The organism is Neobacillus sp. D3-1R (assembly GCF_052180215.1).
GTDB lineage: Bacteria > Bacillota > Bacilli > Bacillales > Cytobacillaceae > Pseudoneobacillus.
Map to the genome: position 1 here is coordinate 1,494,406 of NZ_CP197471.1, position 13,448 is coordinate 1,507,853.

Consider the following 13,448-nt stretch of genomic DNA (forward strand, 5'->3'; position numbering starts at 1 on the left):
AAGGATGAAATCAATCTTTAAAACAGATCCAGGGAAAGTTCGCCTTCATAATGAGGATAATGGCGGCATTTTTATAAACCGCGACCATAACCGCCTTGCTATCGTAGCTGATGGCATGGGCGGTCATCGTGCGGGAGATGTAGCTAGCCAAATGACGATTGATTTACTTCAAAAATCTTGGGAGGAGTCAGAAAATATTCAAACTGCCGAGCAAGCAGAGGAATGGCTGAAACTAAGAGTAAATGAGGTTAATCGACAATTATTCCAACATGCCAATATTCATACTGAATGTGATGGAATGGGAACCACAATCATTGCAGCTATTTGCACCAACAATTTTGTAACCTTAGCACATATCGGCGATAGTAGATGTTACTTATTAAATGAATCAGGTTATAAGCAACTAACTGAAGATCATTCTCTAGTCTATGAACTAGTTCGGACTGGTCAAATTTCAAAAGAAGATGCAGAAAATCATCCTAGAAAAAATGTCATTTTAAGAGCACTTGGTACGGAACAACAAGTAGAAATTGACATTATTACTGTGATTTTTGAAGAGGGAGATATCTTACTGATTTGTTCAGATGGGTTATCCAACAAAGTCAACGAAAAAGAGATGGTTGACATTTTAACGAATAGGGAATCTTTAGAACAAAATGCAGAGACTCTTATCGGATTAGCTAACCAGTATGGTGGCGAAGACAATATTACCTTGTGTCTTGTGAAACATTCTGCTTCTGAAGGAGCAGGTGATCAATCATGATTAATGGAAAAAGAATTAGTGGCCGTTACAAAATTATTGATATGATTGGCGGCGGCGGCATGGCTAATGTCTATTTAGCACATGACATGATTTTAGACCGTGATGTAGCAATAAAAATGCTAAGATTAGATTTTGCCAATGATGAAGAGTTTATTCGTAGATTTCATCGAGAAGCTCAATCTGCTACAAGTCTTGCACATCCTAACATTGTCAATATATTTGACGTTGGAGAAGAAGATGGGCTTTATTATATCGTAATGGAATTTGTGGATGGGCAAACACTAAAACAATACATACAGCAGCATGCTCCATTAAAGGTAGATGAAGCTCTTGAAATTATGAAGCAGCTTACATCTGCTATATCCCATGCCCATCAAAACCATATTGTTCACCGAGATATTAAACCACATAATATATTAATAGACCGAAAAGGAAATGTTAAAATTACTGATTTTGGTATAGCAATGGCCTTAAGTGCAACTAGTATTACCCAGACTAATTCTGTCTTAGGCTCAGTTCACTATTTATCACCTGAACAGGCTAGAGGCGGCACGGCTAATAAAAAATCCGATATTTACTCGTTGGGGATTGTCCTTTTTGAAATGTTAACAGGCAGATTGCCCTTTTCAGGAGAATCTGCCGTTTCGATTGCGTTGAAACACTTACAATCGGAGACTCCTTCACCGAAGCGATGGAATCCTACTATTCCTCAAAGTGTGGAAAATATTGTTTTGAAGGCAACAGCAAAAGACCCGTTCCATCGCTATAATAGCGCAGAAGAGATGGAAGAGGATTTAATAACGGCACTAGATCCAGAGCGATTACATGAAGAGAAATTTGCTATTCCTATAGATGATGAGGCGACAAAAGCAATTCCTGTTATTACGAATGATCGCCCCTTTAAAAATTTGGATGAAACGATAGTAGCAAGTAAACATAATCATGTCGCGGATGAGCAAAAGTATAATCCAATAAAGAAAAAACGAAGAAAATGGCCAATTGTTGTGGCAATCACTTTAATTACTTTAATGTTACTTGGTCTTTTTACTGTGACTGTTTTACCTTCGTTACTAGGTCCTGATGAAGTAGAAGTCCCGGATGTTAGTAACCAAGATTTCCGAGAAGCTAAAATGGAGCTAGAGGAAGCTGGCTTTAAAATCGGTGAAGAAATCATGATAAACAATGATGAGGTTCAGGATGGGCATGTCATTAAAACAAATCCAAAGGCAGGAAAGACTGTAAAAGAGGGTTATACCATTGACATTTATATCAGTAAAGGTAAAGAGACCTTTGAGTTATCGGATTATGTTGGTAGACAATACGATGAGGTTGTCCAATTACTAGATAACCAAAATTTTAAGGATATTGATAAAAATGAAGTGTACGATTCCAGTGAACCGGGAACTATATTGGAGCAATCACCTTCGGCTGGAGATCAAGTGGTCCCTGATGAAACGAATTTAGAATTTACAGTAAGTAAAGGTCCAGAATTAATTACGTTAAAAGATTTATCTGGCTTAAATGTCAAAGGTGTGGAGGATTACGCTCAATCCTTTGGACTAAATATAGACATGAGTAAAGAAGAATTCCATGAGACCATTCCCGAAGGTACGGTAATTAAACAGGATCCGCAACCGGGAACAAAGCTCAAAGAAGGGGATACTGTAGTCGTTGTTCTCTCAAAAGGGAAGGAAGAAATTCCACCAAAGAGAGTAACAGTTGATATTACAATTCCTTACGAACCATTGGTCGATGGTCAAGCACAGGACGTACGAATTTATATTGAAGATATGACAAGAAATATGACAGTACCGTACGAAACCTTCCCAATTATGGAAACGACAACAAGAACCATTGAGCTTGATATACCTTATGGGAAAAAAGCAGGATATAAAGTGGTTAGAGATGATGTAGTTATTCTTGATAAAGTAGAGGATTATCCTGAAGAATAAGAAACAAGGAGCGTTGCTATGCCTGAAGGAAAGATTCTTAAAGCATTAAGCGGATTTTATTATGTTATGAGTGAAGAGGGAATCGTACAGTGTCGAGGACGTGGAGTTTTCAGAAAAAATAAAGTTACACCTCTTGTTGGTGATGAGGTTGTTTATCAAGCTGAAAATGATAGTGAAGGCTATATACTAGAAGTTAAAGAGCGAAAAAATGAGTTGCTTCGTCCGCCAATAGCAAATGTTGATCAAGCTTTACTGATATTTTCTGCAGTTGAGCCTTCCTTCAGCACAGCGTTATTAAATCGCTTTCTTGTTTTAGTAGAGTATAATAATATTCAACCAGTCATCGTCATTACCAAGATGGATTTAACTAATGAAAATGACCGTGAACAAATAAAGCGATATTCAATGGATTACCGAAATATAGGCTATGAAGTGATCCTTACCTCTTCTGAAACCGAAGCGGGACTTGAGGAACTTTACCCTCACCTAGAAGGGAAAATATCTGTTTTCGCTGGACAATCAGGCGTAGGAAAGTCGTCATTGTTAAATGCATTAAAGCCCGATTTAGATTTAAAAACGGATAATATTTCTTCCCATTTAGGACGTGGAAAGCATACGACACGACATGTAGAGTTAATCAAAGTTGGAAATGGGTTAGTAGCAGATACTCCAGGTTTTAGTTCGCTAGAGTTTCTTGAAATTGAGCAGGAGGAATTAAACTTTTGTTTTCCTGAATTTCAAAGGGCTAGTGAAAATTGTAAATTTAGGGGATGTTTACATTTAGCCGAACCTAAATGTGCTGTTAAAATGGGAGTTGAAGAAGGTTCTATTCCTGAATATCGATATTCGGATTACAAGGATTTTATCCAAGAAATAAGAGAGAGAAAGCCGAGGTATTAAGGTATGGTTAAAATTGCACCATCCATTCTATCAGCAAATTTTTCCAAGCTTGGAGAAGAAATAAATGATGTTGAAAAAGCTGGAGCAGATTATATTCATGTGGATGTAATGGATGGACATTTTGTTCCTAATATTACAATTGGACCTCTTATCGTAGAGGCAATTAGACCTGTTACAAAGTTACCGTTGGACGTCCATTTAATGATAGAAAATCCTGATCAATATATTGAAGCATTTGCCAAGGCTGGTGCTGATTACTTAACGGTTCATGTAGAAGCTTGTCGTCATTTACATCGCACCATCCATTTTATTAAATCATTTGGAGTGAAAGCTGGAGTTGTATTAAATCCAGCTACTCCTGTAGAATCCATCCAACATGTCATTCATGACGTAGATATGGTTTTATTAATGTCTGTTAATCCTGGATTTGGCGGCCAGGCCTTCATTCCTGAAGTATTAACAAAAATTAAAACCTTGAAAAATATGATTGATGAAAAAGGGTTAAATGTGGAAATAGAAATTGATGGCGGTGTAAATGAAAAAACAGCTAAGCTATGTATTGAAGCTGGAGCGACTGTTTTAGTTGCTGGATCCGCGATTTACAATCAACACGATCGAGCAAAGGCTATCGCTGCTCTAAAACCTTAAAGTTGTTTTTTGGCTAACCTAGAGGTTAGCCTTTTTTTCTAGGGAGGTGTTTGTTGTCATGATAATAAATATTCTTGCGGGTGGACCAGTTGACCATTTGCCAGATTTATATGAATATGATGTTGAGAATTGTATTTGGGTTGGAGTAGATAAGGGAGTTTACACTCTTCTTACTAGGGGGATAAAACCAACTTATGCGTTTGGGGATTTTGACTCCATATCTCATGGAGAATTAGAGAAAGTGGAAAAAGAAGTAAAGCACCTTTATAAATTCATTCCTGAGAAGGATGAAACGGATATGGAGCTTGCCCTAAATGCTGCCTTAGCTGAAAATCCAGATGAAATAAGAATTTTTGGAGCAACCGGTGGTAGGTTAGATCACTTTATTGCTAATGTACAATTATTATCTAAGGGTATAGAAAAGGAATACCCTATTTCTATTATTGATAAAAAAAATATTATGTATTTAAAACCACCAGGTACATATACTCTACCAAAACTACTTAACAAAAATTATATATCATTCCTACCGTTTAACCAGACAATTGAAAAATTATCACTTGAAGGATTTAAATATTCTTTAAATGATAGGAATATTTCTATCGGTTCCACACTATGTATTAGTAATGAACTTATTGCTGATTATGGTACTTATTCTTTTTTAAGCGGCATATTAATAGTAATAAGAAGTCAGGATTAATAGCAGTTTTACAAGTACTTATTTGCTTTTTTTGAATAAGATGATAAGGGTGTTAATCAAATTGGCTTGTGTGATGATGGTGAGGAGGGACAATATGAAGTTTTATACGATTAAACTACCGAAATTTTTGGGTGGACTTGTCCGAGCAATGATTGGTGCGTTTAAAAAGGAATAAAACTTAAGAAACCTGGGTTTAGATTAGACAGACAACCCTAAGGAATAAAAGCACCCTAAAAAGGGTGCTTTTATTTTTAATGAATTAAGGTAAAAATAAAAAGGACACCCAAAGAGGATGTCCTAAAAACAAATGTAAAATTATACGCGCTCAACTTTACCTGAACGTAGCGCTCTTGTAGAAACCCAAACACGCTTAGGTTTTCCATCAACAAGAATACGTACTTTTTGAAGGTTAGCACCCCATGTACGCTTAGTTGCGTTCATAGCGTGGGAACGAGCGTTACCAGAACGAGTCTTTTTACCAGTTACAACACATTTACGTGGCATATTATTTCCCTCCTTACGATCAAAAGCTGAAATTTCTTTCATGCTTAACTTTAAAATTTTGCAATCTGTTATTATTAGAAAAACAAATCAAAGATGTTTTTCTTACTAAAACATACTTTAATAATTTATCATACAACTTCTTTGAATGCAATAGTTGTACAAGAAAGCTTTCAAGAAAAATCCCTTGACATTCAATTTAATTTACGGCTCTATATATACTAGGGCAAGTATGACTTTTAAAAATCCTAATCATATAGTAAAATGTGTGTAGTCAAGGAGCAATTTTCCAAAGGGGGAACGACTCATGTCCATCGAAATGAAAACGAATTATGGCCAGATTGATATTTCTAATGAAGTAATTGCAACCATTGCAGGTGGTGCAGCTGTAGATTGTTATGGAATCATTGGTATGGCCTCAAAAAATCAATTAAGAGATGGTCTTACTGAAATTCTGAGAAGAGAGAATTTCACACGCGGCGTGATAGTTCGTCAAGAAAATGAAGAAGTACATATTGATATGTATATCATTGTTAGTTATGGGACAAAAATTTCTGAAGTCGCTCATAATGTGCAATCCAAGGTGAAATATACGCTTGACAAAACAGTCGGACTTGCCGTTGACTCTGTTAACATTTTTGTTCAGGGAGTTCGCGTAACAAACCCGTAAGTTCTAAGGAACTAATTAGCTCTGGCAGAGCATTGTTGTTCGTGATTTTATAAACTAGAACGGTACCGACGTAACTATTGTGATGACCGTTTAGTTTATGAAACACGAACCTTATGTTCGTAGTAAACGAACCTAATAAGGGAGGAAAGATTTGTGTCAATTACAGCATTAGATGGAAAACGTTTTGCTGAAATGGTGATTCAAGGTGCTAATCACCTTTCTGCCAACGCAAAAATGGTAGATGCTCTTAACGTTTTTCCGGTGCCTGATGGCGATACTGGTACCAACATGAACTTATCAATGACATCAGGGGCAAAGGAAGTTAAAAATAACATCCAAGATCATATTGGTAAAGTTGGTATTGCTTTATCTAAAGGTTTATTAATGGGAGCTCGTGGAAACTCTGGAGTGATTTTATCCCAATTATTTCGTGGCTTCTCCAAAGCAATCGAACAGAAGGCTGAAATTAATGGGAAGGAATTTGCTGGGGCTCTTGAATTAGGAGTTGAAACAGCTTATAAAGCTGTTATGAAACCTGTTGAAGGTACTATTTTAACGGTTGCAAAAGATTCTGCCAAAAAAGGTGTTCAAGCTGCTAAAAAGGAAACAGATCTCATTAAAATTATGGAGGAAGTATTAAAGGAAGCTAAGGCATCCTTAAATCGTACTCCAGATTTATTACCAGTATTAAAAGAAGTTGGAGTAGTGGACAGTGGTGGACAAGGGTTAGTTTTAGTTTATGAAGGGTTTCTGTCTGTTTTAAAAGGAGAAAGCTTACCGGAAGTTGCTTCTTTTGTTTCAAGTATTGACGATCTTGTAAGTGCAGAACATCATAAGGCAGTTCAAGGTCACATTAATACAGCAGATATCGAATTTGGCTATTGTACTGAATTTATGGTTAAATTTGAGGATGAAAAGTTGTCTAATCAACCGTTTTCTGAAGAAAACTTCCGTCAAGACTTAAGTCAATTTGGTGATTCATTATTAGTTATTTCTGATCAGGATGTTGTGAAGGTTCATATTCATTCTGAACAACCAGGTACATGTTTAGGTTATGGTCAAAAATATGGAAGTTTAATCAATATTAAGATTGAAAATATGCGCCAACAGCATACGAATATTGTCGGAGACACTTCTCATACTCCAGTAATGGAAAAGCCGGCTGCTAAAGTTGAAAAACAAGAGTACGGCATTGTTACAGTTTCAATGGGTAAAGGAATTGCCGACTTATTCCGTAGCATTGGAGCTCATGCTGTTATTGAAGGTGGCCAAACAATGAATCCTAGTACAGAGGACATTGTAAAAGCCATTAAAGAAGTAAATGCGAAGAAAGTCATCATTCTGCCTAATAACAAAAATATTATTATGGCTGCACAACAGGCAGCGGATGTTACAGATGAGGATGTAGTTGTAATCCCATCCAAAACAGTTCCACAAGGTATGACAGCTTTATTGGCATTTAATCCAACTGCTGATCTTCCAGCAAACGAGGAAGCAATGAGCGAGGCATTAAAGCACGTAAAGACCGGTCAAATTACTTTTGCAGTGAGAGATACAAGCATTGAAGGCCTAACGATTGAAAAAGATGACTTTATGGGAATTAACGATGGAAAAATCACTGTAAAGAATAAAAATAAATTACAAGCTGCTAAAGATCTTCTCATTAATATGATGGACGAGGATTCTGAAATATTAACCATCTTACAAGGTGAAGATACTAGTGATGAAGAAGTTGAAGAAATCGTTGCTTTTATCGAGGAACAGTATAAAGATGTTGAAGTAGAAGTTCATAATGGTATGCAGCCTTTATATTCTTTTATCTTTGCAATTGAATAGAGAATGGTTAAAATAGAAGGGGATTCCCTTCTATTTTTTATGTAAATTTAGGGAATTCATTTAAAAAGGGAGTCAAACAGTATATATTTTTAATATAATTACTATAGATATATATTATTTTGAGAGCGTGACATAGGGGGGAGAAACCTTTGAAGTATAAAAGTGTATTTGATATTATAGGTCCAATTATGATTGGACCATCCAGTTCTCATACTGCAGGGGCTGCTCGAATTGGAAGAGTAGCCAGAAATCTATTTGGGCGTGAACCAAAGTGGGCAACCATCTCCTTATATGGTTCTTTTGCCGAAACGTATAAGGGACATGGAACAGACGTAGCTTTAATTGGTGGAATACTAGATTATGATACTGATGACCAACGAATTATTCAAGCTTTAGAAATAGCCAATGATAAAGGGATGAAGGTTAGCTTTATTGAGGAAGATGCCATTCCAGAACATCCAAACACAGCAAGAGTGTTTATTGGAGATGAAAATGGTGAACTTGAGCTAGTGGGAATATCCATTGGTGGCGGGAAAATAGAAATTACCGAGTTAAATGGTTTTAAATTAAAACTTTCCGGTCATCACCCTGCTATTCTTGTGGTTCATAATGATCGTTTTGGTGCTATTGCTAATGTAGCATCCATCTTGGCAAATTATGAAATTAATATTGGGCATATGGAAGTATCGCGTAAAGAAGTCGGAAAGCTCGCACTTATGACTATTGAAGTAGATCATAATATCGAAGATGAAGTTCTTCATGAAATTGAAAAATTACCAAATATCTTAAAGGTTACGAAAATAGTTGATTAAGCATAAAAAGTTGAAAGCGTAATCATATCGACGCTTTTCTATAGGGAGGAAATTCTGTGTTTCGTAATGTGGCAGAATTAGTGGAATTGGCAGTAAGTCAAAATAAACAAATCTCAGAAATCATGATCGAACAAGAGATGTCTATTCGGAAGTGGACTCGTGAAGAAGTAATGGGCATGATGGAACGAAATCTAGTCGTGATGGAAGAAGCGGTTGAAAAAGGAATAAAGGGTGTAAAATCGCATTCAGGTCTAACTGGCGGTGATGCGGTTCTTTTACAGAAATATATAGAAAAAGGAAATTTTTTGTCAGGACAAACTGTATTAGAAGCAGTTAGTAAAGCTGTTGCGACTAATGAAGTGAATGCAGCAATGGGAACCATTTGTGCAACACCCACTGCGGGTTCTGCCGGGGTAGTTCCTGGTACTCTTTTCGCGGTTAAAGAAAAATTAAAACCTACCCGTGAAGAAATGGTTAAATTTTTATTTACCTCAGGTGCCTTTGGATTTGTGGTTGCTAATAACGCATCCATTTCTGGAGCTGCAGGAGGCTGTCAAGCAGAGGTAGGTTCTGCTTCAGGAATGGCTGCGGCAGCTATTGTTGAAATGGCAGGTGGAACTCCGCAGCAATGTGCGGAGGCGATGGCCATTACTTTGAAAAATATGTTGGGACTTGTTTGTGACCCTGTAGCTGGATTAGTAGAGGTTCCTTGTGTGAAACGAAATGCGATGGGGGCTGCAAATGCAATGGTTGCTGCAGATATGGCATTGGCTGGTATTACAAGTAGAATTCCTTGTGATGAAGTAATTGAAGCAATGTTTAAAATTGGTCAATCGATGCCGACAGCTTTAAAAGAAACGGCCCAAGGAGGTTTGGCGGCAACTCCTACAGGTCGTGCGCTTGAAGCAAAAATCTTTGGTATTCCACTCCATAAAAAATGAGTACCCTTCTCACTCAATCTGTAACCGCCATTACGGGTATTGGAGAGGAAACAGCTGAACTTTTAGCAGATTTAGATATTTTTACGATTAAAGATTTATTAGAATATTTTCCGTATCGGTATGAGGACTATCGTCTTCGTGATTTAGCAGACGTAAAACATGATGAAAAAGTGACCATTGAAGGGAAGGTTCATAGTGAACCTTCTCTTGTCTACTTTGGACGTAAGCGGTCGAGATTAACCGTTCGTGTTCTAGTGGACCGATATTTAATAAATGTGGTGTTTTTTAATCAGCCTTATTTGAAAAATAAAATGGCTATTAATGAACCGATAACGGTAACAGGTAAGTGGGACCAGCATAGGCAGACGATTACAGCTAATGAGGCAAAAATAAATAATCAACAGCCTAATAAAACGGATTTTGTGCCTGTCTATCATATAAGGGGAAAGATAACCACAAAAGGAATTAGAAGATTTATTCAACTAGCAATCTCTCAATTTGGCCACGATATGGAGGAGAATCTTCCTCAAGAATTTTTACGGAAATATAAATTAATGAATCGTCGAGATGCTCTAAGAGCACTCCATTTTCCTCTTTCAAGTGAGGATGTCAAACAAGCTAGACGAAGATTCGTTTATGAAGAATTTTTATTATTTCAAATTAAAATGCAAGCTCTTCGTAAGTTTGAACGAGAAAACTCTCTAGGTATTTCACTAGCATATAAGCTTGATCAACTTAAAAATTTTATTGAGAAGCTTCCCTTTCCATTAACAAATGCTCAAAAAAGGGTTGTGAATGAAATATTGGGGGATTTAAAATCACCTTTCCGAATGAATCGCTTACTTCAAGGAGATGTAGGTTCAGGGAAAACAGTTGTAGCTGCAATTTGCTTATTTGCTTCTGTTTCAGCAGGATTTCAAGGTGCCTTAATGGTCCCAACTGAAATATTAGCAGAACAACATGCTGAATCATTACAACAACTCTTACACCCATGGGGGATTCAATGTGAGTTATTAACGAGTTCTATTAAGGGAAAGGAAAGAAAAAGAATATTAGAACAGTTACAGCAAGGTGAAATAAACATCTTGATTGGAACACATGCCCTGATTCAAGACGAAGTGGTGTTTAAAAATTTAGGATTAGTTATTACGGATGAGCAACATCGATTCGGTGTGGAACAGCGTAGAGTTTTACGGGAAAAAGGTGAAAATCCCGATGTTCTTTTCATGACTGCTACACCAATTCCAAGGACTTTGGCCATCACAGTTTTCGGAGAAATGGATGTTTCCATCATAGATGAAATGCCTGCCGGGCGAAAAGCAATTGAAACGTTTTGGGCTAAACAAAATATGATTGACCGAGTTCTGGGCTTTATGGAAAAAGAACTTTCCCAAGGAAGACAAGCCTATGTCATTTGTCCTTTAATTGAGGAATCAGAAAAACTGGATGTGCAAAATGCGATTGACATTCATAGTATGCTAACCCAATATTTTCAAAATCGCTTTCAAGTAGGTTTAATGCACGGGAGATTATCTTCAAATGAAAAAGAAGAAGTGATGCGGGCTTTTAGTGGAAATGCACTTCAAGTGTTAGTTTCAACAACAGTTGTTGAAGTAGGAGTAAATGTCCCTAACGCTACGTTCATGCTCATCTATGACGCTGAAAGATTTGGGCTTTCACAGCTCCATCAGCTTAGAGGAAGAGTTGGTAGAGGACAAGAGCAATCCTATTGTATTCTGCTTGCTGACCCCAAAACAGATGTTGGAAAAGAAAGAATGAAAATCATGACGGAAACAAACGATGGCTTTGTTTTAAGTGAAAAGGACCTTGAATTAAGGGGGCCGGGGGACTTTTTTGGGAAAAAACAAAGTGGTCTTCCAGAATTTAAAGTCGCTGATATGGTTCATGATTATCGAGCTCTCGAAACAGCGCGAGATGATGCGTCAAAGCTAATCCAATCTGAAACATTTTGGCATTCTCCTGACTACCTACCACTAAGAGAGTTTCTGCAACAATCTGGTGTGATGGCCGGGGAAAAATTAGATTAATACTATAAAAGCAGATGCAAAGTTCTGATGAATTTCTTGCAATCTGCTTTTTTAACTTTTATACTACTATTAGTACCTAGTCATAATATCTCGGATGGTGTGAATAGAATGAGACGTAATAAAAAAGAACGTCAACAATTGCTGGTTGATACTATAAAAGAAAATCCGTTTATCACAGACGAAGATCTAGCTGAAAAATTTTCCGTCAGTGTACAAACCATTCGTTTAGACCGTTTAGAACTTTCGATACCTGAATTAAGAGAGCGAATTAAATCTGTTGCTGAAAAAAGCTTTGAAGACGAAGTTCGATCTTTACCGATAGAAGAAGTTATTGGGGAAATTATAGATATACAACTTGATCAAAGTGCTATTTCTATCTTTGATGTCAAACAAGAGCATGTTTTTAAAAGAAATAAGATTGCTCGGGGACATCATTTATTTGCACAAGCTAATTCATTAGCTGTTGCAGTTATTAATGACGAACTTGCCTTAACAGCAAAGTCCAATATTCAATTTAAGCGGGCAGTAAAAGAAAGTGAACGTGTTATTGCGAAAGCTAGAGTTGTCAAAATAGATAAACAGAATGGTAGAACCAAAGTCGAAGTGAATAGTTATGTTAACAATGAATTAGTTTTCACTGGGGATTTTGATATGTACCGTTCTAAAAATAGCTAACAAAGGATGAGACAGATGAAAATCGCTATAGATGCTATGGGCGGAGATCATGCACCTAAAGAAATCGTATTAGGAGCAATAAAGGCCATTCAGCATTACTCTGATTTAGATATAACCCTAGTAGGGGATGAAACAAAAATAAATACATATTTAACCAACAAAGAAAGAATTGAAGTTTTACATACCGATGAAGTAATCCTTGGAACAGATGAACCAGTAAGGGCTGTACGTAGAAAAAAGAATGCTTCTATGGTTCTTGCTGCTCAACTTGTAGCGGATCAAAAAGCGGATGCATGTATCTCTGCAGGAAATACGGGTGCATTAATGGCTGCAGGATTATTTGTTGTCGGACGTATAGAAGGAATTGAACGTCCTGCTCTTACACCAACATTACCTACTGTTGGCGGGGAAGGTTTTCTGTTACTTGATGTTGGAGCAAATGTGGATGCTAAACCTGAACACCTTTTACAATATGCCATTATGGGATCCATTTACAGTCAAAAGGTAAGAGGCATAAAAAATCCACGTGTGGGTTTATTAAATATTGGAACCGAAGAGAAAAAAGGAAATGAATTAACGAAACAGACATTCGAACTTTTAAAATCCGCTCAGGTAAATTTCATCGGAAATGTTGAAGCACGTGATTTGCTTGATGGAGTAGCGGATGTAGTTGTGACAGATGGTTTTACGGGGAATATGGTGTTAAAGACTATTGAAGGGACAGCGATGTCTGTTTTTAAAATGTTAAAAGGTGCTTTAACAAGTAGTTTAAAAAGCAAGTTAGCAGCTGCAGTATTAAAACCTGATTTAAAAGTATTAAAAAATAAAATGGATTATTCAGAGTATGGTGGAGCAGGCCTATTTGGACTAAAAGCGCCGGTTATAAAAGCACATGGTTCATCTGATGCCCAAGCCATTTTTAGTGCGATTAGACAGGCGAAAGAAATGGTCGATCAAGATGTGACACCATTAATTCGTAAAGCGATTGAATAGGATATTTTA

The 13,448-nt window shown here is 36.9% G+C and carries 14 protein-coding genes; 13 read left to right on the forward strand and 1 reads right to left on the reverse strand.

What is annotated here, in order from left to right; genetic code table 11:
- The first annotated feature begins 4 nt into the window (after positions 1–4).
- From ACSBPO_RS07610 to spoVM, 6 genes are all read left to right on the forward strand, one after another.
- Positions 5–763, forward strand: a complete 759-nt coding sequence (locus tag ACSBPO_RS07610; RefSeq protein WP_442599454.1) for a Stp1/IreP family PP2C-type Ser/Thr phosphatase — start codon at positions 5–7, stop codon at positions 761–763.
- Positions 760–2,715 carry a Stk1 family PASTA domain-containing Ser/Thr kinase gene (gene pknB / locus ACSBPO_RS07615; protein WP_442599455.1) on the forward strand — a complete coding sequence of 652 codons (1,956 nt, stop codon included), beginning with the start codon at positions 760–762 and terminating at the stop codon, positions 2,713–2,715. The genes ACSBPO_RS07610 and pknB overlap by 4 nt, the downstream gene beginning before the upstream one ends.
- An 18-nt stretch (positions 2,716–2,733) precedes the next feature.
- Complete coding sequence (rsgA, locus tag ACSBPO_RS07620; protein WP_442599456.1) at positions 2,734–3,615, forward strand: ribosome small subunit-dependent GTPase A; 882 nt, start codon at positions 2,734–2,736, stop codon at positions 3,613–3,615.
- Between the two features lie 3 nt (positions 3,616–3,618).
- A complete protein-coding gene (rpe, locus tag ACSBPO_RS07625; RefSeq protein ID WP_442599457.1) occupies positions 3,619–4,263 on the forward strand; it encodes a ribulose-phosphate 3-epimerase in 645 nt (214 codons plus the stop codon).
- Positions 4,264–4,321: 58 nt separating this feature from the next.
- Positions 4,322–4,963 carry a thiamine diphosphokinase gene (locus ACSBPO_RS07630; protein WP_442599458.1) on the forward strand — a complete coding sequence of 214 codons (642 nt, stop codon included), beginning with the start codon at positions 4,322–4,324 and terminating at the stop codon, positions 4,961–4,963.
- Between the two features lie 94 nt (positions 4,964–5,057).
- Positions 5,058–5,138, forward strand: a complete 81-nt coding sequence (gene spoVM, locus ACSBPO_RS07635; protein ID WP_090758061.1) for a stage V sporulation protein SpoVM — start codon at positions 5,058–5,060, stop codon at positions 5,136–5,138.
- Positions 5,139–5,278: 140 nt separating this feature from the next.
- On the opposite strand, the gene rpmB is transcribed toward spoVM, so the two are convergent.
- Positions 5,279–5,467, reverse strand: coding sequence for a 50S ribosomal protein L28 (gene rpmB / locus ACSBPO_RS07640; protein WP_230495715.1), 189 nt, complete (start codon positions 5,465–5,467; stop codon positions 5,279–5,281).
- Between the two features lie 304 nt (positions 5,468–5,771).
- Here rpmB and ACSBPO_RS07645 point away from each other — a divergent pair, with 304 nt between their 5' ends.
- The 7 genes from ACSBPO_RS07645 (at position 5,772) to plsX (ending at position 13,439) form a co-directional block, all read left to right on the forward strand.
- Positions 5,772–6,134 carry an Asp23/Gls24 family envelope stress response protein gene (locus ACSBPO_RS07645; protein WP_442599459.1) on the forward strand — a complete coding sequence of 121 codons (363 nt, stop codon included), beginning with the start codon at positions 5,772–5,774 and terminating at the stop codon, positions 6,132–6,134.
- A gap of 153 nt (positions 6,135–6,287) precedes the next feature.
- The gene (locus ACSBPO_RS07650) at positions 6,288–7,970 is read left to right on the forward strand and encodes a DAK2 domain-containing protein (RefSeq protein WP_442599460.1); all 1,683 of its coding nucleotides are present in this window, start codon (positions 6,288–6,290) and stop codon (positions 7,968–7,970) included.
- A gap of 149 nt (positions 7,971–8,119) precedes the next feature.
- The gene (gene sdaAB, locus ACSBPO_RS07655) at positions 8,120–8,782 is read left to right on the forward strand and encodes an L-serine ammonia-lyase, iron-sulfur-dependent subunit beta (protein WP_442599461.1); all 663 of its coding nucleotides are present in this window, start codon (positions 8,120–8,122) and stop codon (positions 8,780–8,782) included.
- Positions 8,783–8,838: 56 nt separating this feature from the next.
- Complete coding sequence (gene sdaAA, locus ACSBPO_RS07660; RefSeq protein ID WP_442599462.1) at positions 8,839–9,723, forward strand: L-serine ammonia-lyase, iron-sulfur-dependent, subunit alpha; 885 nt, start codon at positions 8,839–8,841, stop codon at positions 9,721–9,723.
- Positions 9,720–11,771, forward strand: a complete 2,052-nt coding sequence (gene recG / locus ACSBPO_RS07665) for an ATP-dependent DNA helicase RecG (protein WP_442599463.1) — start codon at positions 9,720–9,722, stop codon at positions 11,769–11,771. The genes sdaAA and recG overlap by 4 nt, the downstream gene beginning before the upstream one ends.
- 108 nt (positions 11,772–11,879) lie before the next feature.
- Positions 11,880–12,446: a transcription factor FapR gene (gene fapR, locus ACSBPO_RS07670; RefSeq protein ID WP_442599464.1), complete on the forward strand. Its 567-nt coding sequence runs from the start codon at positions 11,880–11,882 to the stop codon at positions 12,444–12,446.
- Positions 12,447–12,461: 15 nt separating this feature from the next.
- Positions 12,462–13,439, forward strand: a complete 978-nt coding sequence (gene plsX / locus ACSBPO_RS07675) for a phosphate acyltransferase PlsX (protein WP_442599465.1) — start codon at positions 12,462–12,464, stop codon at positions 13,437–13,439.
- Positions 13,440–13,448: the final 9 nt, after the last annotated feature.